Genomic DNA, 22,123 nt, shown 5'->3' on the forward strand with positions numbered 1-22,123 from the left:
ATTCGGCAAGGAATCACTAGGGCGGAAATCGAAGGGATTGTTCCGCACGAGGAAGTCGAAAAACAATTTGATTGCGTGTTTAGTTGAATACAAACTTCCAAGCTATATTTTGAGGTAAGAATAATGGATAGCACAGTAATCGAACGCGAAGCTCTTCATCTCCCCGCAGCGGAACGCGCCAAACTTGCCCACAGTTTATTATTAAGCTTAGAAAATCTCTCTGATGCTGAATTGCATCAAGTTTGGCTGGATGAGGCTCAGCGACGTGCCGATGAAATAGATCAAGGTTCGGTCGAACTGATTTCCTCCGAAGAAGTTAGTGCCAAAGCGCGTTTATTGCTGAGATGAGTTATCGGTTTCATCCGGGGGCCGAGCATGAGCATTTGGAGATTGTTGGATTCTACGAGTCGATACAAACGGGGTTAGGCGCTGCCTACTTAGCGGAATTTGAAAATTTAATGACTCGCGTTGTTGGGATGCCTAAAATTTATCGGATAAATAGAGGGTCTAATATTCGGGTGGTTTCCCTATTTAAGTTTCCTTATCGAATAATCTTTAGAGAGAATTCTGACGGGTTACAGGTTTTAGCGGTTTCGCATAAAAAAAGAAGGCCTGATTATTGGTTAGGTCGGTTATAACTAAATTTACCCATACTTAAAAAATAATATTTAAGAAAAATAAATGGCCGCAAAAGAAGATTTTTATAAACTGCTGGAAGTGGATCGCAACGCCAGCGAAGCCGAAATTAAAAAAAGCTATCGCAAGATGGCGATGAAATACCATCCGGATAGAAATAAGGATAATCCGGAAGAGGCGGAGAAAAAATTCAAGCTGATCAAGGAAGCTTACGAGGTTTTGTCGGATTCCAAAAAGCGTGCGGCTTACGACCAGTTCGGCCATGCCGGCGTCGACCCGTCGATGGGCGGCGGCCGTGGCGGTTTTACCGGGGCGGAGAGCTTCAGCGATATTTTCGGTGATGTGTTCGGCGATATTTTCGGCGGCGGCCGCCAGCAGCGCAGCAGCGTACAGCGCGGCGCCGACTTGCGTTATAACCTGGAATTGACCTTGGAAGAAGCGGTTGGCGGTACCGAAGCCACCGTCAAAGTGCCGGTATTGGTCGCGTGCGGCGAATGTAACGGTAGCGGCGCGAAAAAAGGCAGCAGTCCGGTCACCTGCACCACTTGCCACGGCCACGGCCAAGTGCGGATGCAGCAAGGCTTTTTTTCGGTACAACAAACTTGTCCGACCTGCCGCGGTACCGGCAAGCAGATCAAAGACCCGTGCCCGAAATGCTACGGCCAAGGCCGAGTGCAGGAAACCAAAACTCTCAACGTCAAAGTTCCGGCCGGCGTGGATACCGGCGACCGGATCCGTTTGGCAGGCGAGGGCGAAGCCGGATTGAACGGCGGTCCGTCAGGCGATCTGTACGTTCAGGTGCAGGTTAAAGAGCATCCGATCTTCACCCGCGACGGCGCCAATCTGTATTGCGAAGTGCCGATCAGTTTCCCGATGGCCTGTTTAGGTGGCGATTTGGAAGTGCCGACCCTGGACGGCAAGGTCATGCTGAAAATTCCGCCGGAAACCCAAACCGGGCGCATGTTCCGCTTGCGCGGCAAGGGCGTCAAGCCGGTCCGGGGTGGCGCGGTCGGCGATTTGCTGTGCAAGGTGCAACTGGAAACCCCGGTGCATTTGACCAAGGACCAGAAAGCCTTGATCGAGAAACTGGGCGAATCTTTGTCCGGCGGCGGCAAACACCACAGTCCGCAAGAACACAGCTGGATGGACGGTGTGAAAAATTTCTTCGACAAGTTGACAGGATAAGCCATGCAAAGAATCGCTGTTGCCGGCGCTTCCGGGCGCATGGGTTTGTGTTTGATCAAAGCGGCGTTGGCTGCGCAGCAGGCCGAATTGACTGTTGCGGTATCGCGACCGGGGAGTCTGGCCGTCGGTAAAGATGCCGGCGAATTGGCCGGCCTGGCGCCGGCCGGGGTGGTCGTCACCGACGACTTGGCCGCGGCCGCCGACCGCTTCGACGTGTTGATCGATTTCACCCGCCCCGACGCGTCGATGAATTACATCGAAATTTGCCGTCAGGCCGGGAAAAAAGTGGTGATCGGCACCACCGGCTATTCCGACGCGCAGAAAGCGGCGATAGCCGCTGCTGCTGACCAGGTGGCGATGGTGATTGCGCCCAATTTCAGCGTCGGCGTCAATCTTTCGCTGAAACTATTGGAAATGACCGCGAAAGTGATGGGCGATTACACCGATATCGAGGTGATCGAAGCCCACCATCGGCATAAAGTCGATGCGCCGTCCGGTACCGCATTGCGGATGGGCGAAGTGGTCGCGGCCGCGTTGGGACGCGATCTGAAAGACTGTGCGATTTACGGCCGGGAAGGCGAAACCGGCGCTCGCGACCGCAAAACCATCGGCTTTTCGACAATCCGTGCCGGCGATATCGTCGGCGAACACACCGTGATGTTTGCCGACGAAGGCGAACGGGTCGAAATCACCCACAAGGCCAGTAGTCGCATGACGTTTGCCAACGGTGCGGTGCGCGCCGCGATTTGGTTGGCGGACAAGCCGTGCGGCCTGTTCGATATGCAGGACGTGCTGGGCTTGAAAACCTGAGCCAAGTGGCCGGAATAAACTCCGGCCTGGTAAAATCAGCAAAATCTTATATTCTCAACGGCGTTACCGCGCCGGTCAGTTTATAATGCCGGTAGTCGGCGATAACCTGGGCGTGATCGAAAGCCAGAACGGCCGGCAAACTGTCGAATGTAAACAATCCGCAATTTTTCGCATCGTCCGCCGCCAACGGTTCGCCGTGGGCCCGCGCTAGGTAAACGGCGGTAACGGTGTGGTTGCGCGGGTCTCGGGCCGGATCGGAATACAGCCCGAGCAATGCGGTCAGTTCGACCTCCAATCCGGTTTCCTCCTTCGCTTCCCGAATCGCCGCGTGTTCGACGGTTTCGCCGACGTCGACGAAACCGCCGGGTACCGCCCAGCCGTAAGGCGGATATTTGCGTTCGATCAGCACGAACGGGCTTTGCGGATGGTCGATCAATTCGATCAGGATGTCGGCGGCAAGCAGAGGCGTAATTGGTTTCGGCATGGCGGTCACGAGGCTGGGTTAAACGTTAAAATATCGGTCGGACTCAAGTTTATACCGGTTTTTGCCGGCGGCGGAAATGTGCGTGGCCCAGCAAAACGGAGCTTTCGGTTCGGCAGCCATGCCGGCCGGACTATATTGCTATCCGGGAACCGGCCGACGCTTCGTGTCGGCACCGACTGGAAATCAACTAAAACAGAAATACATGAACGAATTTATTCCCGGCCAACGCTGGATCAGCAATACCGAATCCGAATTGGGTTTGGGCATGGTAGTCGAAGCCGAAGCCAACCGCGTCACCGTCTTGTTTTTAGCGACCGGCGACCGGCGGGTTTACGCCAAGGATAATGCCCCGTTGACGCGGGTACAGTTCAGCGCCGGCGACGTTATCGAGTCGGTGGAGTACGCCAAAATCACGGTGCAGCAGGTACAGCAACATGCCGGCCTGTTGACCTACATCGGTTTGGACCAGGATGGTCAGCTACAGCAAGTCGACGAAATGGAATTGAACCACCATATTCAATTCAACAAGCCGCAAGACCGTTTGTTCACCGGCCAATTCGATCCGACCGCCTGGTTTTTGTTGCGCTACGAGACCTGGCGCCGGCAACAGCAACACCAGCAATCCGCGGTTAAAGGCTTGCAGGGCGCGCGTGCGGCGCTGATTCCGCACCAGTTGTACATTGCCCATCAGGCTGCCAATCGCGCCGAACCGCGCATCATGCTGGCCGACGAAGTCGGTTTGGGCAAAACCATCGAAGCCGGCTTGATCATTCAACACCGCTTGATCAACGGCTTGAGCCAGCGGGTTTTGATTCTGGTACCGGAAAGTTTGATGTACCAGTGGTTGGTGGAAATGCTGCGCCGTTTTAATTTGCGCTTCAGCCTGTTCGACGAGTCGCGCTGCATGTCGTTTGCCGACGAGGGCAATCCGTTTCAACACGAACAATTGATTCTGTGCAGCCAACAGTTCTTCGCCGATTTTCCGGAGCGGCGCGAGCAGGCGCTCGAGGCCGGCTGGGATTTGGTCGTGGTCGACGAGGCTCACCATTTGGAATGGAGCGCGGAGGCGCCGAGCGAGGAATATTTATTCGTCGAACAACTGGCCGCCGCGGCACCGGGTTTGGTGTTGTTGACCGCCACCCCGGAACAATTGGGCAAGGAAAGCCATTTCGCTCGCCTGCGCTTATTGGACCCGGACCGTTTTTACGATTTCAAGCAATTCTTGGTGGAGGAAGGTCAATTCGAGCCGGTTGCCCGCCTGGCGAATCTGTTAATCGCCGGCGAAATGCTGGACGGCGAGCAACAAGCGTTGTTGCAACGTTTGTTGCAGCACGACAATGTCGACAATTGGTTGCGCGAGGTTAATGCCGCAGAAGGCAACGCTCGGGAGGAATTGATCAAATTGTTGCTGGACCATCATGGCACCGGACGGATTCTGTACCGCAATTCGCGGCACACCGTGCAGGGATTTCCGGACCGGCAACGCCATGCCTATCCCTTGCAGGGCGAGGACGGCGCCGATTTGGCCAATAGCCCGTATTTGCACTGGCTGGTCGGCCAATTAAAAGCACTGGGCGACGAAAAAGCCCTGCTGATTTGTAAGCGGGCCGAGACCGCGATCCAATTGGAACAGTTGCTCCGCCACCATGTCGGCCATATGGCTGCAGTGTTCCACGAAGGCATGAGCATCGTCGAACGCGACCGCGCCGCGGCGTTTTTTGCCGACGAAGAGAGCAGGGCGCAATTGCTGGTCTGCTCTGAAATCGGCAGCGAAGGCCGCAATTTCCAATTCGTCCGCCATTTGATCTTATTCGACTTGCCGGAAAATCCGGACTTATTGCAGCAACGCATCGGCCGGCTGGATCGGATCGGGCAGAAGCATGTGATTCAGATTCATATCCCGTATCTGGTCGGCAGCGCCCAGCATGTGCTCTACCGGTGGTACGAAGAAGGTTTGGATGCATTCAGGCACAACTGTTCGGGCGCTGCGCAAGTGCTGAAATTGCTCGGCAGCGAACTGCATGAGGTATTGCGCGCGCGCGATCCGGCGGCAATCGAGGCCTTGATCGCCAAGACCCGCGACTTGAACAGTCGGGTTGAAGAAGAATTGCACAAAGGCCGCGATTTATTGCTGGAGCTGAATTCCTGCCGGCCGCAGGAGGCGGCGCAGTTGGTGGAGCAGATTCGCCGCAACGAGCTGGACGGCAGTCTGTGGCCTTACATGGAGGCGATGTTCGATTGTTACGGGGTCGATGTCGAGGACCATTCCCGCGATTGTTATATCTTGTGGCCCAGCGAAAACCTGCGCATCGCCCATTTTCCGATGTTGCAGGACGACGGCCTGACGGTGACGGTGGATCGGGATATTGCCTTGGCGCGCGAGGACATGCAATTTCTGACGGCCGAGCATCCGATGGTGCTGTCGGCGATGGATTTGGTCTTGTCCAGCGAGACCGGCAACGCCGCAGTCAGCGTGGTCAAACATCCGCAGTTGAAAGCCGGTCAATTCCTGTTGGAGCTATTGTTCGTCGCCGAATGTAGCGCGCCGGCAGAGCTGCAATTAGGCCGGTTTTTGCCGCACACCCCAATCCGCGTCCTGGTCGACCAAAACAAGAAAGATCTGACGGCCGTTGTCGGCCACGATAGCTTGACCGAGACCGGAGACAGCTTCGATAAACTGCAGATCGCCCAGTTTTTGCATAGCCAGCGCCAGCACATTCAGGACATGATCCAGGTGGCCGAACGCCTGGCCGCGGCGCAGATGCAAAGGTTGGTGACCGAGAGCGGCAACCGGATGATTGCGGCGTTGACCGGCGAGATCAAGCGGTTGGTACGCTTGAAAAAAATCAATCCGGGCATCAAGCCGCAAGAAATCGAACAACTGAAACAGCAGACGATGCTGTCTCACGAATGCATCCAGGATACCCAGTTACGGTTGGATGCGCTGCGTTTCGTGATTACCAGTTAGCGGTTTATTGGGTTTTGATGAATACGGTGGAGTTATCCAGCTCGATGCATTCGAACATCACATCGTCGATAGAACCGTCGATGTGATCCACGTAATGCACGCCGCATTCGGATTCGTTTTGTTGGTGTTTCAGGATGCCGTGAACGCTGAAGGTGCTGCCGGATTCGGGCAGCGTCATCGTGATTTTGATATGGCCTATGATTTCGGCGGCGATCGGTTGTTTCAGTCTAACCCGAATTCCGCTGTAGCTGATGTCCAGAATATCGGCATCCAGCGCGATTTCCTGTTCGGCGGAGTAGAAGCGGAGGCCGGCTTTCAGGCCTTTCGGTTGTAATCTCGGGTGATTGCGTTTCTCGGTCATGCGGGCCTCCGTAAAAAGAATAACTTGCCTGTTAGGGTGGTTATTTTAGATAAAAAGTTTGTGTTTGCCGATTTTTCCCGGCGATAAATCGGGTAATTGGGCATTAATGGTTTCGCGTCCGGCTCAGCGGACGCCATCTGATGGGTTGATCAATGTTATTTTCAGAACTGGGTTTGTCCGAACAATTGTTGCGGGCGGTTGCCGAACAAGGTTATCAAACGCCGACGCCTATTCAGGCGCAGGCGATTCCGGTGATTCTGCAGGGTCGAGACGTTTTGGCCGGTGCGCAGACCGGTACCGGCAAGACCGCGGGCTTCACCTTGCCGTTGTTGCACATCCTGCAGCAACAGCCGATTCCGCAAAAACCGCGGCCGGTCAGGGTGTTGGTGTTGACACCGACCCGCGAGCTGGCGATGCAGGTTTACGAAAGCGTCAGAACTTACGGCAAGCATCTGCCGCTGTTTGCCGAGGCGATTTTCGGCGGTGTCAGTATCAATCCGCAGATTCAGAAAATCCGCCGCGGCACCGATATCGTCGTTGCCACGCCGGGGCGATTGCTGGATTTGATTCAGCAACAACACCTGGATTTGTCCCGCGTCGAGCATTTCGTGCTGGACGAAGCCGACCGGATGCTGGATATGGGCTTCATCCGCGACATTCGCAAAATCATCGCGCTGTTGCCGGAAAAACGGCAAAACCTGCTGTTTTCCGCGACTTACGCCCCGGAAATCAGTGCGTTGGCCGAGCAATTGCTGAACGATCCGGTCGAGATCGCCGTGGCTAAACGCAATGCCGCCGCGGATACCGTCTCGCAATTGGTTTACGGCATTCAGCGCGAATACAAACGCGAGCTGTTGGCATATTTGATCGGCGACGGCCATTGGCAGCAAGTACTGGTATTTGTGCGGACCAAACACGGCGCGGACCGCTTGTGTAAGCAATTGATCAAAGACGGCATTCGTTGCGCGGCCTTGCACGGCGATAAGAGCCAGGGCGCCAGGGTCCGGGCTTTGGACGAATTTAAAAATGGTGCGATTACTGCGTTGATTGCGACCGATATTGCCGCGCGCGGGCTGGATATCGACCAATTGCCGCATGTCGTCAATTTCGACTTGCCGCAGGTCGCCGAAGATTATGTGCACCGCATCGGCCGCACCGGCCGGGCCGGCGCGGAAGGGCAGGCCATTTCGTTGGTCGACCCGGAAGAGGCGCATTTGTTGGCGGCAATCGAAAAATTGTTGAAACGGCAAATTCCGCGCGTCGCCGATACCGGTTACCCTCGGGTATCGTTGGAGCCCGGCAACGGCAAGCCGCCGGCAAAGCCGATAGCGCCGCGGCCCAAACCGCAGCAAACCGGGCGCCGCGCCCAACCAAGCGGCGGCAAGTCCGATCCCGGAAAACGCACCCCGCCGCGCAAACCGCGCCGCGGCAACGTAAACGCCGCTAAACCCCGTTAGCGGCGGAATCGCCGATATGGATCGCCAGCCAGACCGTGTCTTGGTCCGGGCTGGTCCAATCGACCCGGTGCAAGCAATGCGCCGGGATCATGACATAGTCTCCCGCAACCATCTCCAGCGCCGCAGCGGTTTTAAAACTCAGCCGCGCAGCGCCTTGCAATACGAGCACCCATTCGTCCCAGGCCTGGTCGTACCAAGCGTCTTTTGGCGTGATATGCCCGCGCGAGACGATGCGCTCGATGCGCAGATTGGGCGCGGCGAACAAGGTTTGGCATAATTCAATTGGCAACTGAACTGGAATGCCTGTAAAAATAGACGAACTGCTGATGTGCATATGGCAGATCAATAATAAAAACTTGGGGGAGGTTACTAATGAATATTACGCCGTTAAACAAGGTACTCGAGACGCTGATCGGCAATATACCCGATGCGATGCGGCTGTCCAGCCGCTTTTGCGATAAAGCCGGGACTCTGGATTTTCTGGCGCCTTTGCTGATCCGCCTGTATTTGGTGCCGGTGTTCTGGATGGCAGGCACCAAAAAGTTCGCCAGTTTCTCCGATACGGCGGAGTGGTTCGGCAATGCCGAGTGGGGACTGGGGCTGCCGGCTCCTTATGTGTTGGTGTTTTTGGTGGCGTTGTTCGAGCTGGTCGGCGCCTTGTGCCTGTTGTTCGGTTTTGCGACCCGGCCGATTTGTCTGCCGTTGATGGTGATCATGGCGGTTGCCGCGGTCACGGCCCACCTGCAAAACGGTTGGCTGGCCATCGCCACCGGCAGCGGGATTTTCGCTACGGACCGGACCGTCGGTGCAATCGAGCGTCTGGAGCGGGCCAAGGAAATCCTGCAGGCGCAAGGCGATTACGAATGGATCACCGAAAACGGTGCGTTGGCGATTTTAAATAACGGTATCGAATTTGCGGCGACTTATTTCGTGATGCTGCTAGCTTTGTTTTTCCTGGGCGGCGGCCGTTTCGTCAGCGCGGATTACTGGTTGCGCCGCCATTACGGGATAGAGTGATTCAATCGGCGCGCCGGCGGCAGAAGTTGCTGCCGCCGGCTTACCCGTCGCCGACGCCGTTCAGCTTCGGTAATTCTGTACCAACACCCACGGTTTAACCACCACGGCCCAGACCGAACTGTCGGCGGCGATCCAGGCGGCGGCCTGGGCGTCGGAAACATGGCCGACTTGGCCGGCGTTCAGCCACGCTTCGACCTGAGCCTTGTTGTCCAACGAAAATTGGCAAGCCACCTCGAGCAAATCCAAGTCGTCGGCGACGGCAACCGCCAGGCCGGCCGCAAAAAAACGCTGCAACTCCGACCAAGGAATCGTCGACGTTTCCAAATTGATTTTGGCTTTTTCCAGCTCGGCGAGGGTTTCGCTCATTTACTTTTTCCGGTTGTGGCGGGATGTTGTAGTATGCTGCGCTATTTTATCGCAACCCGGTTTGTAAAACAGAAGTGAGGAATCTTCATGTCGTTGTTGAGTTCATTTAAGAAGCGTTCGACCTTGGATGCCGCCATCAAGCAAGTCGCTCAGGCCCGCAAAAGCGAAGGCAGCAAGGCCGAGCAACTGTACAAAGGCGCTTACCAGGGCTTCGCCAGCGTGATCGCCGACCATTTGATTGTGTCCGAAGCGCTTTACCACTGGGGATTTGCCTTACTGCACGAAGCCAGAAGCCAGCAAGCGCAACAAGCCATCGAAATATACGAGGATGCAATTTCCAAGTTTTCGTTCTGCCTGTTGACCGCACCGAACTACTTGGGGGCTGCGATCGACGGCGGCGTCGCGTTTATGGAATTGGCCCGTATCAGCCCCGATTCGGCAAAACCCGAGTTGTATAAATTCGCCGAGGATTTTTTCGAAAAAGCCGGCGCGATTCAAAAAGGCAGTGCCGCCTACAACTTGGCTTGCATCTATGCATTACGGGGCGACCAGGACGCTTGCCTGAAAGCGCTGCAAACCGCCCGCGAATTCGGCAGTTTGCCGGATGAGCAAAATATTTTGCAGGACCCGGACATGGCGGCAGTGGTCGGCAGCCAGTGGTTCAAAGATTTTCTGGAAGAACTGCGCAAACAGCCGGCAGCCGATGACGAGATCAAAGAGCAAACGATCGATGTCGAGCCGCGTTTCAAATTGGAAAAAAAGGAAGACTTCGATTACTACTCGAAATAGTCGGGATCGCTCCGCTTAGTCGCGGGCCGGTTCGGTCTAACCCCGCAAGCGCAGGCTGGGCGGGGTTTTTTCTGGCAAATTATTCTGCGGCGCCTGCGGCGGACAGCATCTTCGCCAGTTCGCCTTTGTTGTACAAGTCGGTGACGATATCGCAACCGCCCACCAATTGGCCGTCGATATACAATTGGGGATAAGTCGGCCAATTGGAATATTCCTTCAATGCTTCGCGCAACTCTTGGTCTTCGAAAATATTGAAGTGGCTATATTCGGCATTGCATGCCTCCAATATTTGTACCACCCGGCTGGAAAAACCGCATTGCGGAAATTCCGGCGTACCTTTCATGTACAACATCACGCGGTTTTCTGATAACTGGTTTTGAATTTTTTCGATAACGCTCATGGTTAATCTCGGTTGCTAAACGGTATTCGGATTCTATCAATCGCCATTGCGGATTAGAAGTTTAACTTGGCCGCTGCGTTGCGGCTGAGCGAATCGGTCTGGAAATTCAGCCAAGCCGCAAAGCATCCGATTCGAGTCGGCGGCGTAGGCTCCAAGTCCATGCAGAGGAGAAAGGTAGACGTTTGCCGGCAGGGCCGGCGGGTGTGGCTCTGGTTCAGCCGCTGCGGAGCGATTCTGCAGCGGCTGCCGATTAAGCTTGGTTATTTGGCTTTGGCCAATTCCGCGCGCATTTCGTCGATGACGGCTTTGTAGTCCGGTTTACCGAAGATCGCCGAACCGGCAACGAAGGTGTCGGCGCCGGCTTCCTTGATTTCGCGAATATTGGCGGTATTGACGCCGCCGTCGATTTCCAGACGAATGTCCAAGCCGCTGTCGTCGATGATTTTTCTGACTTGGCGCAATTTGGGCAACGCCGACGGCAGGAAGGACTGGCCGCCGAAGCCGGGGTTGACCGACATCAACAGAATCATGTCGCATTTATCCAGTACGTGTTCCAGATAGGTCAACGGCGTGGCCGGGTTGAACACCAGGCCGGATTTACAGCCATGGTCGCGGATCATTTGCAGGCTGCGGTCGATGTGGCGCGAGGCTTCCGGATGGAAGGTGATGTAACTGGCGCCGGCTTTGGCGAAATCGGGAATGATGCGGTCGACCGGTTCTACCATCAAATGCACGTCGATCGGTGCGGTGACGCCGTGTTTGCGCAACGCTTCGCAGACCAGAGGACCGATAGTCAAATTAGGCACAAAATGGTTGTCCATCACATCGAAATGCACGATATCCGCACCGGCATTTAAAACATTGACGACTTCTTCGCCCAAGCGCGCGAAGTCTGCGGAAAGAATAGAAGGTGCAATCAGATTGTCGGCCATCTTTTGATCCTTATGGGTCGGGTTAAAAAGCCGCATTATAACGTTTTTCCGCGTATTGGCTAAAACCGGGATCGCGGCAGCGAAATCCGCCTCCGCCTTGCCGGCCGGTTTAAGCCGCCGGCTGCGACCGCTCCCGGCGGTAAGCCGCCAAAAATTCCGAGAACTCCAACGCACATAGCGGCGCGCTGGTTAAAAAGCCCTGGTACAAATCGCATTGGCGGGTTTTCAGAAAAGCCAACTGCTCCGCGGTCTCGACGCCCTCGGCGATAACCCGCATGCGCAGGTTTTTGGCCATGGCAATAATCGTGGCAGTGATTTCCATATCGTCGGTGTGGTGCGGGATATCTTCGATAAAACTCCGGTCGATCTTCAACACGTCCAGCGGCAGCAATTTCAGATAAGCCAGCGACGAATAACCGGTACCGAAATCGTCTATCGCCAGATGCACGCCCAAGTCGTGCAGATTGTGCAGGATTTGGATCGCCTCTTTTTCGCGTTTCATCAATGCGCTTTCGGTCAACTCCAGTTCCAGCAGATGTGCCGGGAAGCCGGTCTCGCGTAGAGTTTTGGTCACCTCGGCCCGAATGTCGCTGTGCAGGAACTGTTGCGGCGACAGGTTGACCGCCAGCCGCAACGGCGGCAAGCCGGCATCCAGCCATTCCCGGCCCTGGCGGCAGGTTTCGCGTAGCACCCAATTGCCGATTGCGGTGATCAGTCCGGTTTCCTCGGCGATCGGAATGAAGCGAGTCGGCAACACCGTTTCTCCGGTCGCCGTTTGCCAGCGCACCAGTGCTTCGGCGGCCAGAATTTCGCCGGTTTCGACATCGACCTGGGGTTGGAAGAATACCCGCAACTCTCCCAGCTCGATGGCTTGGCGCAGGCGGATCTCGATATTGATGCGCTCGCGCGCGGCCCGGGTCAATTCCTCGGAAAAGTATTTGAAACGGTTGCGGCCTTCGTTTTTGGCTTGGTACAGCGCCGTATCGGCATGTTGGATCAATTGGTCCGGGGTGTTGCCGTGTTCCGGAAACATGGAAATGCCGACGCTGACGCCAATGCGCACTTCGTTGCCGCTGGGTAGGTGCCAGGTCTGGCTCAAGGTCTTGATGATCTGCGTCGCGACGTGGGCGGCCGCCTCCGGATGGCCGACTTCTTCCAGCAGCACGACAAATTCGTCGCCGCCGAGGCGGCAGACGGTATCGGAACTGCGCAGGCGTTTGGTCAGCCGCTTGGCGACCATCTGCAATAAGTCGTCGCCGGCCAAATGGCCGAAGCTGTCGTTGACATCCTTGAAGCGGTCCAGATCCAGCATCAACACCGCCATTTGCGTCGACTGGCGCCGGGCTTTCTCGATGATATGTTGCAGCCGGGACAGAAACAGCATCCGGTTCGGCAGTTTGGTCAGCGGATCGTGGTGGGCCAGAAATTCCAGCTCCATTTCCGAAGCCTTCAGTTTGGTAATGTCGGCAAACACACCGACATAGTGGCTGATGGCGCCGTCGCCGTCGCGCACGGTACTGATGCTGAGCAGTTCGGGATAGACTTCGCCGTTTTTGCGCCGATTCCAGATTTCGCCCTGCCAATGGTCGGTGGCCTCGATGCTGCTCCACATCTCCCGGTAAAATTCGGCATCGTGCCGGCCGGAACTGAGCAGGCGCGGGCTATTGCCGATGACCTCGTCCGCGCTGTAGCCGGTTATGGTCGTGAATGCCTTGTTCACCATCAAGATGCGGCGGTTGGCGTCGGTGACCATGACGCCTTCGCGGGTGCTTTCGAATACCGCGGCGGCTTGGCCCAGCGATTCTTCTTTGGCCTTGATTTCGGAGATATCGGTAATCGTGCCGACATAACCCAGCAGATTTCCGGCTTCGTCCAACTCCGGTTCGGCCCGGCCGATGACCCAGCGCAGATGGCCGTCGATATGCTGAAACCGGTATTGCAGCGTGAAGGGTTTGGCGTTGGCGACACAGGCCGCCCATTCGGCCTTGACCCGCTCCAAATCGCCGACGTACAAGCCGGCAAGCCAGCCGTCGCCGTGAGAATGGCTGTGGCTGAGCCCGGTAATCTCGCACCAGCGCTGGTTGACGTAATCGCAACTGCCAAACTGGTCTGTGCGGAAAATGCCGACCGGAGCGATTTTCGACAAGGTATGGAATAGCAGCTCGCTTTCCTGCAGCGCAAGTTCGGCTTGTTTGCGCGCAGTGATGTCGCGTAGCGCAATTACATAGGCCTGGGCCGATTCCCAATCCAGCGGAGTGGAGCGCATTTCGGCCCAGGCGATGCCGCTGGGCCGGATCAGATTGATATCCTGGTGAGTACCTTGATCGGTGGCGGCCGGGATGGCCAAAGCCTGGCCGGTCAGCGGGCCGCGTTCCAACAGTTGTTCGGCGGCCTGGTTGGAATACAGCACGATGCCTTGCGGGTCCACCACCATGACACCGTCCGTGATCGTGTCCAATATCAGCTTCAGTTGTTTGAAGGTTTGCGGCATTGTGCGGTGCGGATACTGCTTCAGACGATCACGGTTTGTACGCCGGTCCCCTGGGCTTGGGTGGTGATTGCGGCCATGACCGAAGACATCCGCGACAGGTCGCCGAGCAATTTCAATACCGGCTCCGGCAAGTCGCGCACTAACATCGGTGTCGCGAAAATTTCCTTCTCCAACGCTTTTTCCGGCATCCCCAGCACCTCGACTACATCGAAAACCCATTGGCCGGGCTCGTAAATGCCGGCCAACACGGCGCTGATTTGCTCGACCAGGCGCCGGGTCTCCGGATTCAGCGATACCACATACAGCGTCAACACCAATTTGTGGTGGTTAGCGCGGCGGACCTCGTGAATTTTGGCTATATGCACGACCTGGGCAATATTGCGGATTTGCGTCGCCGATAGTGGCTTGCTGGCCAATTCGAATTGCAGGCCTTCGTCGTGGGCGCTCTTCAATTGGTCCATAAACTCGGCAGCGAAAGCGGTGACGATGTAGATGTTCAGACTTTGGTCCAGCGCTTTCAGCCGGCGCAAGGTTTCCACGCCGTCGATGCCGGGCATGCGCAGGTCCAGAAAAATCAGATCGGGGCGTTCGGCCTTGACCAGGGCGATGCCCACTTCGCCGCTTTCGGCTTCGCGCACGTTGTAGCCTTCGTCTTCCAAAATCAGCTTGAACGCGCCGCGTACCGCCGGATCGTCGTCGATCACCAATATGCTGTTTACCATTGTTCAGGTCCGTGAATTTCAAAGATTAATAGTGGGGAAATTTTAACCGGATGCGGCAACCCTGACCAACGCTACTTTCCACGGCAATGGTGCCACCATTGTCTTGCACCAGGCGCCGTGTCACCGATAAGCCCAGGCCGGTACCTTTGCCGGGAGGTTTGGTGGTAAAGAACGGATCGAACATACGGTTTTGCACTTCGTCGCTGATGCCGGGACCATTATCGGTTACCGTCAACTCTAGCATTTTTTCCGCCGCAGTCGCCGAGATTTCAATCACCGGCTGTTCGCGGCCGGCCAAGGCGTCGCGGGCGTTAATCAGCAGATTCAGCAGGATCTGCTGCAGGCTTTCCGCGCTGCATCCGATGTTGGGTAAACCTGCCGGCAGCTCCTTACGCACCTCCACGCCGGCCTTGCGCAGTTCCGCGCCGATCAACAGCAGGGTTTGCTCCAAGACTTCCGCCAGCGAGCAACTGCCGATTTGCGCGGTTTGGTTGTGCATGAACACCAGCATGTTCGAAACGATGTTTTTGATCCGCTGGATTTGTTGCATCGCCTGCTGCAGGATGTGTTTGGATTTCGGATCTTCGCTGCGCTCGGCGGCAAATTCGACGAAATTCATCAGCCCCATCAGCGGGTTGTTGATTTCGTGGGCGACGCCGCCGACCAACGTGCCCAAGGCGGACAGTTTTTCCATCTGCAGCATGTGATCCTGGTTTTCCTGCAATTGTTTGTAGGCTTGGCGGGTCTGTTCCAGTAAGCGGGCATTTTCCAACGAGATCGCCGCCTGGGCGGTCAGCAATTCGGTCATGCCGATTTTTTCCGGCGTGAATACGCCGTCGGCCAGCCGGTTTTCCAGGTAGAGCAAGCCGATCAGTTCGGTCTGCTTGACCACCGGCAGGCATAAAATCGAACGCAGGCCGTAAGCGGCGACTTCCGGCGCGTTTTGAAAATCGCCTTCGCTGCCGGCGTCGCGCAGCACGACTTTTTCCCGGGTCCGGTGCACATAATTGACGATGGCCCGGCAAACGCCCTGGGCTTGGTTCAGACTGTAATGGGTTTTGGCGATCGAGCGCTTTTTGCCGGCGTGCTGTTCCGCGGCAATGCACAATTCTTCGCCCTGGCCGATCAGCAAATAGGCATGTTGGGCCCCGGAACTTTCCAGTACCACCGCCAAAATTTTCTGCATCAGTTGGGTCAGATCGATCTCAGCCGATAATGCCATCGCCGATTTCATCAAATAATTGATATCCAGATTCGGCAGCGTCGCCGCGGCGGGTTCCGATTTGGCAGTGTGGCGGGCGCCGGTTTCCGGGTGGACGTAGGGGTGGCGTTCCTGCAGCCGTTTGCCCAACGCATCGGCCCGGCACAACCGGTAATGGCGGCGGGCTTCGCCGTAGTAAAGCTCGGCGTCCCCCAAACGCTGTTTGACCAATAAGTCGGCTAACGCTTCGTAAAGATGGCCGGCCAACAAGCCGTATTGGTATTCCAGAGCCAGTGCGATGGCGTCCAGATATAAATTGCGCGCTTCCCGGTACTGTTGCTGGCGTAGCGCGATTTCGGCGTGAATCAGCGCCAGGTAAGGTTGCAGCAGCGGCCCCAGTGCGGCCCAGGTTTCCAGTTGGCTCAGCAGCGGGGCGATCTCCCGGTCGATTTCCGGCCAATCCAGCGGTTCCGGCAGGCGCAGACGGTTCAGAATGCGGAACGCGTACCACATCCGCTTCAACACGTTGTCGGTCAGGCCGTGCAGGTAATGTTCCACCTCAGCCAGGGATTTGGCGGCCGCGTTATACTCGCCAAGGTAATACTGGGCAAAACCCAGCAACACGAAATAACTGCCGGAGGCCGCAACATAGTTGTTTTCCGCCCAATGCCGCAACGTGGCCTGCATGTCGATGGCCGGCCGTTCCGGTTTCAGCGGCGTCACCCAGCCGGCCAATACCGCCTCGGCCAGGCCGACCGAAAACGACAATTGGTTTTTGCCGGAAAATTGCAGGCATTCTTCCGCGGCTTCCTCGACCCAGCGCAGATTTTTGCCCTGAACTTGCAGATTCCACATCAGCGGGCCGTAGGACAGGCCGGCGTTGTACAGGTCGCCGCAGTTTTTTCCGCACTGTATGGCTTTTTGCGCGTATTCGACGATTTGGGCCGGATGGCTGCGCGAATGCATATTGCACCAGACGATGCCGTTCATGCCGCGGGTGGCGCCGAACGTATTCGGGTATTTGGCGCACAGGTCGTGCGCCAGATCCTGGTATTTGAAGGCTTGGTCGAAGCGGCCCTGTTCCCCCAGGTTCAAGCCCATGATCGAAAACGAGTAAATCACCGATTCGTCCATGCCGCCTTCCAGGCAATGCAGCGTCGACTGTGCTGCAGACAAATACAGTTGCGGCACCAGGCCGCACATGTACAAATCCGGGATCAACTCGCTATAAAAAGCCAGCTCGATTTTGCTTTGCCGCTGTTCGGTGAACGGCATATTCAATATGGCTTGCCAGACGTCGCCGCAGCGGTCGATGCGCGCCATCAGCTCCAACATGCGTTGCCGGGCCGCGCCGGCGTCGTCGGGGATGGATTTGCCGAAATAGGCCAGACCGCGGTTGGCGGTGGCGATGGCTTGCTTGAAATTGCCGAACGAAGACAGCGAGGTGGTTTGCTCGGCCAAAGCCTCGGCTTTGTCCAGGTCGCTGACCGCGCGCTCGATCAAACTGTTCAGCAGCGCCTCCGAGCTCTCGTAGCGGCCGCACATCAGATGGGTTTTGGCCAGGCGTTGGTAAATCCTGAAAGTCAGCGGGTAGGCCGCTTCCCAGCTATCTTCCGGCAAATAATCGCGGGCTTTTTGGAAAAACTCGTTGGCGGCGTCGCCGGCCAGTGCATCAAGGGCTTTGTTGCCGGCCTGGAAATTGATGTCGACCAGCCAATACGCCGTTTCTTGGTCCAGTAGCTCCGGCCGGCCGCGGTTCAGGTGCGCGGCGATGGTAAACAGGTTGTCCAGGCTTTGCAGATCGCCGCCGACCGGGACGGCGCGCATCAGGCGGTGGCCGATACGCCAGTGAATGTCGGGCCGGACCGCGGGATCGACCTGTTGCAACACGGCTTCTTGCACCCGGTCGTGGACGAACTGCAGATCGGCCTTGTTTTCCAGCAGCAGGCCGGAACTCAATACCGGCTTCAACGCTTCGAACAAGGCTTCGATGCGCAGGTCCATCACCAGTGCCAGTTCCTCGACGCTGAAACGGTTGCCCATGCAGGCGCAATGTTGCAATACTCGCAGCGTCTCCGCCGGCAACTTGCGCACCTTGGCACCGAACAGTTCGACTACGCTGGCCGGCATCCGCGATTCGCGGATGCGCTGCATGTCCCAGCGCCAAAAGCGGTTGGCGTCGGTGTTGAGCAAACCTTCGTTATAGAGCCAGGCCAAGCTTTCGCTGACGAACAGCGGATTGCCTTCGGTCAGATGGGCGATGAATTCGGCCAGTTTTGCCGTCGCCGCCAACGGCGAATCCAGGATATAGGCCACCATTTCGTGGCAGTCGGCGTCGCTCAGCGCTTCCAGCCGGATTTCCCGCAGCGGCCCGTCCAGTTCGCGGACGTTGCGGATCAATTTGGTCAGCGGGTGGGCGCTGTCGACTTCGTTGTGGCGGTAGGCGCCGATGAAAAATAAGAAGGGGTGTTCGCGGTGGTTGGCGAACAGGTTTTGCAGAAAGTCGAAACTGGCGCTATCGCACCATTGCAAATCGTCGATGAACAACACCAGCGGATTCTCGGCGCTGGCCAGACAGGCCAGGAAGCGGCCGAACAAATTGTTGAAGCGGTGGCGGGCTTCCATCGGCGGCAGATGCGCCGGCTCGGGTTGCGGGCCGATGATGAATTCCAATTCCGGTGCCGCGTCGATGATCACACCGCCGTTGTGTTCCACCGCCTCCAGGATTTTGTCGCGCCACTGGCGGAGTTGGGCGTCGCTTTCGGTCAAAAAAGTGCGGATCAGATTGCGCAGGGCTTGGATCAGCGAGCTGTATGGGATGTTCTTCTGGTACTGGTCGAATTTGCCCGATGTGAAATAACCGCGGTTTTTGACCAGCGGCTTTTGCAACTCCTGGATCAAGCGGGTTTTGCCGATGCCGGACAGTCCGGAAATGAACACCGACCGGAACTGGCCGCGGCCGACTTGTTCGTATTCGCCGCGGATCAATTCGCTTTCGGCCTGGCGGTCGACCATTTTCGAAATGAAAATCACCCGCCGGCTGCGGTCGTGTTGGCCGATGGCAAAATCACCGACTGCGGCTCCGCTAGCGTGCTCCTTTTGGCAGCGCAACAAATCGGCCAGCAGGCCGGATGCGCTTTGGTAGCGTTTCTCCGGTTGCTTCAGCGTCAGTTTGGCGACGATCTCGCTCAGCGGGCGCGGTACGCCGGGGCAAATGTCGTGGACTTTGACCGCTTCCTCGGCCAGGTGTGAGTGGATCAATTCCAACGGGTCGTTGGAAAAAAACGGCAGCCGGCCGGTCAGCAACTCGTAGAACACGATGCCGAGCGAGTACAGGTCGGTCGAGAAGTCCACCCGGTAATTGATTCGGCCGGATTGCTCGGGCGAGGTATAGGCCAGCGTGTTGCGGACGAACTCCGGATCGTAGATGAAATGGCTGACGTCGCGAATGTCCAGCGGTGTGATGAAGTCGGTCAAACGCAGGTTCAGATTGCCGTTGTGGATCAGAATGTTGTTCGGTTTGATGCCGCCGTGGGTGATGCCGGCATCGTGGACCGCCTGCAGGGTTTCGGCCAGCGCGCAGGCCAGCGTGAAAAAATCGCCGAGTTGCACGGCTTGCCTTAACGCAGCCCAATGGTTGAGCGGCTGGCCGTTGAACCAGGGTTGGACGATGAATTGTTCGCCGTCGTCGGATTCCAAGGCCAGCGGCGTGCTGACCCGGGCGTCGTGCAAGACTTTCAGCCGCTCGATTTTCTGCCGCAAATGGCGGGATTGGTCTTCCCAGCTCGACAGCAGTTTCAGGCATTTGATTACCAGCGGATACTCGGGCACGTGCTTGTGGTAGCCCTTGTAAACCGCGGCTTGCAGGCTTTCGCCCAGTTTTTCGGTCAATACGTAGCTCTCCAGATAGGGAGCGCCGGCCAGCCGCGGGGTAGGTGCTGATTCGATCATAGGCGGATAAAGCTGAAATAAACCGAAATCGGTGACGGATGTTAATGCGATTCGCCGGCTAAAAACAGACCGGGCTTGTTTTATAATCGCGGCCGTTTCTCAATCCGTACAGGAGTCAATTATGGCCGCTACCGCCTCCACGATGTTGCCGCTCGGCACCATTGCCCCCGATTTCCGCTTGCCCGACAGCGTCACCGGCCGCGAGTTCGCGTTGCAGGATTTGCGCGGCGAGCGGGCGACGCTGGTGATGTTTATCTGCAACCATTGCCCCTACGTGTTGCACGTCAAACAACAATTGATCGCGATCGCCCGCGAATATGCTGCGGCCGGCGTCGCGACGATCGCCATCAGCGCCAACGACATCGCCAATTATCCGGAGGATGCCCCGGACAAAATGCAAGCGATGATGGCCGAGTGGGGCAATCCGTTTGCCGCCTACCTGTACGACGAAAGCCAGGCGGTGGCCAAGGCTTACCAGGCGGCATGCACGCCGGACATCTATTTGTTCGATGCCGGGCTGGCCTGCGTCTACCGCGGCCGGCTGGATGCGGCGACGCCGAAGAACGCCGAGCCGGTTACCGGCGCCGATTTGCGCAACGCGCTGGATAATCTGTTGGCCGGCCGGCCGATCGGCGCCGAGCAAATCCCCAGCATCGGCTGCAACATCAAGTGGAAGCCGGCCGAATAATGTCGGCGCCGGGCTAATCCGTTTTGTCGTCGAATTGCTCGACCATCATGTCCAGTTCTTTGCTCAACTCGGATACGCTGCCGCTGGCTGCGCTGGCCAGGTTGGCGTGATTGGTGGTTTCGCGCGATAAGGTGCCGATCGCTTCCACGGTGCGGGAGATGTCTTCCGCCACGGCATGTTGCTGCTCCGCTGCGCTGGCGATTTGCACGATCATGTCGTTGATCACGCCCACCGAACGTCCGGTTTCCTGCAACAGTTGCGTCGAATTCTTGCCTTGCGCCGCGCCGGAGGCGGCCAGTTCGCGGACCTTGGCCATTTCCCGCACCGCATTGTCGGCGCCGCCGCGCAAGGCTTCGATCATTTTATGGATTTGTTCGGTCGAGTTTTGGGTGCGGCCGGCCAAGGTGCGCACTTCGTCGGCTACCACCGCGAAGCCGCGGCCCTGTTCGCCGGCGCGCGCCGCCTCGATTGCGGCATTCAACGCCAGCAGGTTGGTCTGTTCGGCAATGCCCTGGATCACGTCTAATACGCCGCCGATTTGTTTGCTGCGGTCGGCCAGAACCTGGATCACCGCTTCGGCTTGGTCGACGGCGGCCGCCAGCCGATTGATCATCTCTATGCTGTCGTTGACCCGCGCCAGCGTATCCTGAGATTGGCGGTTGACGTCGTTAGTGGCTTGCGCGGCCTGGGCCGCACTGCGCGCGACTTCGCTGACCGTCGCGCTCATTTGGTGGATCGCCGCTGCCACCTGTTCGATTTCCCCCATTTGTCGGGCCATGGCCAGATTGACGCTTTTCACGGCGCGGTCGCTGGCTTCGGCCTTTTCCGCCAACGGTTCGGTGGCTTGAATCAGGCGGCGGATGATGGTTCTGGACTTGGCTTTGAGCAATTTGATCGCCAACAGCAGTTGGCCCACTTCGCCGGCATCGTCGGTGTAGACCTGCTGCATCAACGGGTTGCGGATAATGTCGCCGGCTTCGCCGGCGGCGGCTTTTAACGGCCGCAGTGCCAACGCGCTCCAGACATAGGCCGGCACTGCCGTGGCGGCGAAGGCCATGGCTGCTGCGGTGGGCGAGATCGTGCCGGCCAAGACCAATCCGGCGCAGCCGGCGGCTTGGATCGCGGCAAAGCCCAGAGCCAGTCTGGCCGATAGGCTGGAGCCGCGGCCGGCTGCGGCGTTTTTGCCGGCGTTCAATTGCCGGTAGATGGCGTCGGCGCGGGCAACGCAAGCGGCATTCGGTTTGACCCTGACCGACTCGTAGCCGACGATGTTGCCGTTGGCGAAACGCGGCGTTACGAAAGCATCCACCCAATAATGGTCGCCGTTTTTGCAGCGGTTTTTGACGATGCCCATCCAGGGTCGGCCGCTTTTAATGGTTTGCCACAAATCGGCGAAAGCGGCCGGCGGCATGTCTGGATGGCGGACGACGTTATGGCTTTTGCCGATCAGCTCGTCTTGGCCGAATCCGCTGATTTTTAGAAAATCCTGGTTGATGTAACTGATCGCGCCGGCCGGATTGGTGGCCGAGGTGATGGTGGCTTCCGGGCTGTAAGAGATTTCCCGCTGAGTAACCGGTTGATTGTTTTTCATCGTTCTTCTTGTTATTCGGTTCCGGGTGGACAGGGCTTTTAACCGGGGGCATCGGTCGCTGCCTGCGTTGCGGC

Annotated in this window: 19 protein-coding genes; 9 read left to right on the forward strand and 10 right to left on the reverse strand. The window is 57.3% G+C overall.

Annotated features, from left to right (window positions below; genetic code table 11):
• Positions 1 to 123: 123 nt before the first annotated feature.
• The 4 genes from MKFW12EY_RS07625 to dapB are packed head-to-tail and all read left to right on the forward strand — an operon-like array spanning position 124 to position 2,631.
• On the forward strand, positions 124 to 348 hold the full coding sequence (locus MKFW12EY_RS07625; RefSeq protein WP_082409607.1) for an addiction module protein: 225 nt from the start codon (positions 124 to 126) through the stop codon (positions 346 to 348).
• Positions 345 to 638, forward strand: a complete 294-nt coding sequence (locus MKFW12EY_RS23275) for a type II toxin-antitoxin system RelE/ParE family toxin (protein WP_082409608.1) — start codon at positions 345 to 347, stop codon at positions 636 to 638. The genes MKFW12EY_RS07625 and MKFW12EY_RS23275 overlap by 4 nt, the downstream gene beginning before the upstream one ends.
• A 43-nt stretch (positions 639 to 681) precedes the next feature.
• Positions 682 to 1,821: a molecular chaperone DnaJ gene (gene dnaJ, locus MKFW12EY_RS07635; RefSeq protein WP_064022176.1), complete on the forward strand. Its 1,140-nt coding sequence runs from the start codon at positions 682 to 684 to the stop codon at positions 1,819 to 1,821.
• 3 nt (positions 1,822 to 1,824) lie between these two features.
• Positions 1,825 to 2,631: a 4-hydroxy-tetrahydrodipicolinate reductase gene (dapB, locus tag MKFW12EY_RS07640; protein WP_054758581.1), complete on the forward strand. Its 807-nt coding sequence runs from the start codon at positions 1,825 to 1,827 to the stop codon at positions 2,629 to 2,631.
• A gap of 46 nt (positions 2,632 to 2,677) precedes the next feature.
• Here dapB and MKFW12EY_RS07645 read toward each other — a convergent pair whose 3' ends face one another.
• Positions 2,678 to 3,115, reverse strand: coding sequence for an NUDIX domain-containing protein (locus MKFW12EY_RS07645; protein WP_054758582.1), 438 nt, complete (start codon positions 3,113 to 3,115; stop codon positions 2,678 to 2,680).
• Between the two features lie 202 nt (positions 3,116 to 3,317).
• Between MKFW12EY_RS07645 and rapA the strand changes: the two genes are divergently transcribed.
• Entirely contained in the window at positions 3,318 to 6,083 is a 2,766-nt protein-coding gene (rapA, locus tag MKFW12EY_RS07650) for an RNA polymerase-associated protein RapA (RefSeq protein WP_221054288.1), read from the forward strand.
• Positions 6,084 to 6,087: 4 nt separating this feature from the next.
• On the opposite strand, the gene MKFW12EY_RS07655 is transcribed toward rapA, so the two are convergent.
• On the reverse strand, positions 6,088 to 6,444 hold the full coding sequence (locus MKFW12EY_RS07655) for a PilZ domain-containing protein (RefSeq protein ID WP_054758583.1): 357 nt from the start codon (positions 6,442 to 6,444) through the stop codon (positions 6,088 to 6,090).
• A gap of 152 nt (positions 6,445 to 6,596) precedes the next feature.
• Here MKFW12EY_RS07655 and MKFW12EY_RS07660 point away from each other — a divergent pair, with 152 nt between their 5' ends.
• Positions 6,597 to 7,901 carry a DEAD/DEAH box helicase gene (locus tag MKFW12EY_RS07660; protein ID WP_221054289.1) on the forward strand — a complete coding sequence of 435 codons (1,305 nt, stop codon included), beginning with the start codon at positions 6,597 to 6,599 and terminating at the stop codon, positions 7,899 to 7,901.
• Here the strand turns inward: MKFW12EY_RS07660 and MKFW12EY_RS07665 are convergent.
• On the reverse strand, positions 7,888 to 8,190 hold the full coding sequence (locus tag MKFW12EY_RS07665; protein WP_306305932.1) for a cupin domain-containing protein: 303 nt from the start codon (positions 8,188 to 8,190) through the stop codon (positions 7,888 to 7,890). The two genes, MKFW12EY_RS07660 and MKFW12EY_RS07665, sit on opposite strands and share 14 nt — an antisense overlap.
• 83 nt (positions 8,191 to 8,273) lie before the next feature.
• Between MKFW12EY_RS07665 and MKFW12EY_RS07670 the strand changes: the two genes are divergently transcribed.
• Complete coding sequence (locus tag MKFW12EY_RS07670) at positions 8,274 to 8,918, forward strand: HvfX family Cu-binding RiPP maturation protein (protein WP_082877577.1); 645 nt, start codon at positions 8,274 to 8,276, stop codon at positions 8,916 to 8,918.
• 60 nt (positions 8,919 to 8,978) lie between these two features.
• On the opposite strand, the gene MKFW12EY_RS07675 is transcribed toward MKFW12EY_RS07670, so the two are convergent.
• On the reverse strand, positions 8,979 to 9,284 hold the full coding sequence (locus MKFW12EY_RS07675) for a DUF2288 domain-containing protein (protein ID WP_054758585.1): 306 nt from the start codon (positions 9,282 to 9,284) through the stop codon (positions 8,979 to 8,981).
• Positions 9,285 to 9,371: 87 nt separating this feature from the next.
• Between MKFW12EY_RS07675 and MKFW12EY_RS07680 the strand changes: the two genes are divergently transcribed.
• On the forward strand, positions 9,372 to 10,073 hold the full coding sequence (locus MKFW12EY_RS07680) for a TPR end-of-group domain-containing protein (protein ID WP_221054290.1): 702 nt from the start codon (positions 9,372 to 9,374) through the stop codon (positions 10,071 to 10,073).
• A gap of 79 nt (positions 10,074 to 10,152) precedes the next feature.
• Here MKFW12EY_RS07680 and grxD read toward each other — a convergent pair whose 3' ends face one another.
• The 5 genes from grxD to MKFW12EY_RS07705 form a co-directional block, all read right to left on the reverse strand.
• A complete protein-coding gene (gene grxD, locus MKFW12EY_RS07685) occupies positions 10,153 to 10,473 on the reverse strand; it encodes a Grx4 family monothiol glutaredoxin (RefSeq protein WP_064024862.1) in 321 nt (106 codons plus the stop codon).
• Between the two features lie 260 nt (positions 10,474 to 10,733).
• The gene (rpe, locus tag MKFW12EY_RS07690; protein ID WP_054758591.1) at positions 10,734 to 11,405 is read right to left on the reverse strand and encodes a ribulose-phosphate 3-epimerase; all 672 of its coding nucleotides are present in this window, start codon (positions 11,403 to 11,405) and stop codon (positions 10,734 to 10,736) included.
• A 109-nt stretch (positions 11,406 to 11,514) separates the two neighbouring features.
• The gene (locus MKFW12EY_RS07695) at positions 11,515 to 13,896 is read right to left on the reverse strand and encodes a sensor domain-containing protein (protein WP_221054291.1); all 2,382 of its coding nucleotides are present in this window, start codon (positions 13,894 to 13,896) and stop codon (positions 11,515 to 11,517) included.
• 20 nt (positions 13,897 to 13,916) lie between these two features.
• Positions 13,917 to 14,618, reverse strand: coding sequence for a response regulator (locus tag MKFW12EY_RS07700; RefSeq protein ID WP_054758593.1), 702 nt, complete (start codon positions 14,616 to 14,618; stop codon positions 13,917 to 13,919).
• 25 nt (positions 14,619 to 14,643) lie between these two features.
• Entirely contained in the window at positions 14,644 to 19,770 is a 5,127-nt protein-coding gene (locus MKFW12EY_RS07705) for an AAA family ATPase (protein ID WP_221054292.1), read from the reverse strand.
• 121 nt (positions 19,771 to 19,891) lie between these two features.
• On the opposite strand from MKFW12EY_RS07705, the gene MKFW12EY_RS07710 reads away from it, so the two are divergent.
• Complete coding sequence (locus tag MKFW12EY_RS07710; RefSeq protein ID WP_054763297.1) at positions 19,892 to 20,458, forward strand: thioredoxin family protein; 567 nt, start codon at positions 19,892 to 19,894, stop codon at positions 20,456 to 20,458.
• Positions 20,459 to 20,471: 13 nt separating this feature from the next.
• Here the strand turns inward: MKFW12EY_RS07710 and MKFW12EY_RS07715 are convergent, their stop codons facing one another.
• Entirely contained in the window at positions 20,472 to 22,049 is a 1,578-nt protein-coding gene (locus MKFW12EY_RS07715) for a methyl-accepting chemotaxis protein (RefSeq protein WP_221054293.1), read from the reverse strand.
• Positions 22,050 to 22,123: the final 74 nt, after the last annotated feature.

It is taken from the genome of Methylomonas koyamae (genome assembly GCF_019669905.1).
In the GTDB taxonomy this organism is placed as follows: domain Bacteria; phylum Pseudomonadota; class Gammaproteobacteria; order Methylococcales; family Methylomonadaceae; genus Methylomonas; species Methylomonas koyamae.

What these genes read in the sequence shown, in the direction of transcription:
- MKFW12EY_RS07625 (WP_082409607.1), top strand. Translation starts at nt 124, where the DNA reads ATGGATAGCACAGTAATCGAACGCGAAGCTCTTCATCTCCCCGCAGCG.
- MKFW12EY_RS23275 (WP_082409608.1), top strand. Translation starts at nt 345, where the DNA reads ATGAGTTATCGGTTTCATCCGGGGGCCGAGCATGAGCATTTGGAGATT.
- dnaJ (WP_064022176.1), top strand. Translation starts at nt 682, where the DNA reads ATGGCCGCAAAAGAAGATTTTTATAAACTGCTGGAAGTGGATCGCAAC.
- dapB (WP_054758581.1), top strand. Translation starts at nt 1,825, where the DNA reads ATGCAAAGAATCGCTGTTGCCGGCGCTTCCGGGCGCATGGGTTTGTGT.
- MKFW12EY_RS07645 (WP_054758582.1), bottom strand. Translation starts at nt 3,115, where the DNA reads ATGCCGAAACCAATTACGCCTCTGCTTGCCGCCGACATCCTGATCGAA.
- rapA (WP_221054288.1), top strand. Translation starts at nt 3,318, where the DNA reads ATGAACGAATTTATTCCCGGCCAACGCTGGATCAGCAATACCGAATCC.
- MKFW12EY_RS07655 (WP_054758583.1), bottom strand. Translation starts at nt 6,444, where the DNA reads ATGACCGAGAAACGCAATCACCCGAGATTACAACCGAAAGGCCTGAAA.
- MKFW12EY_RS07660 (WP_221054289.1), top strand. Translation starts at nt 6,597, where the DNA reads ATGTTATTTTCAGAACTGGGTTTGTCCGAACAATTGTTGCGGGCGGTT.
- MKFW12EY_RS07670 (WP_082877577.1), top strand. Translation starts at nt 8,274, where the DNA reads ATGAATATTACGCCGTTAAACAAGGTACTCGAGACGCTGATCGGCAAT.
- MKFW12EY_RS07675 (WP_054758585.1), bottom strand. Translation starts at nt 9,284, where the DNA reads ATGAGCGAAACCCTCGCCGAGCTGGAAAAAGCCAAAATCAATTTGGAA.
- MKFW12EY_RS07680 (WP_221054290.1), top strand. Translation starts at nt 9,372, where the DNA reads ATGTCGTTGTTGAGTTCATTTAAGAAGCGTTCGACCTTGGATGCCGCC.
- grxD (WP_064024862.1), bottom strand. Translation starts at nt 10,473, where the DNA reads ATGAGCGTTATCGAAAAAATTCAAAACCAGTTATCAGAAAACCGCGTG.
- rpe (WP_054758591.1), bottom strand. Translation starts at nt 11,405, where the DNA reads ATGGCCGACAATCTGATTGCACCTTCTATTCTTTCCGCAGACTTCGCG.
- MKFW12EY_RS07695 (WP_221054291.1), bottom strand. Translation starts at nt 13,896, where the DNA reads ATGCCGCAAACCTTCAAACAACTGAAGCTGATATTGGACACGATCACG.
- MKFW12EY_RS07700 (WP_054758593.1), bottom strand. Translation starts at nt 14,618, where the DNA reads ATGGTAAACAGCATATTGGTGATCGACGACGATCCGGCGGTACGCGGC.
- MKFW12EY_RS07705 (WP_221054292.1), bottom strand. Translation starts at nt 19,770, where the DNA reads ATGATCGAATCAGCACCTACCCCGCGGCTGGCCGGCGCTCCCTATCTG.
- MKFW12EY_RS07710 (WP_054763297.1), top strand. Translation starts at nt 19,892, where the DNA reads ATGGCCGCTACCGCCTCCACGATGTTGCCGCTCGGCACCATTGCCCCC.
- MKFW12EY_RS07715 (WP_221054293.1), bottom strand. Translation starts at nt 22,049, where the DNA reads ATGAAAAACAATCAACCGGTTACTCAGCGGGAAATCTCTTACAGCCCG.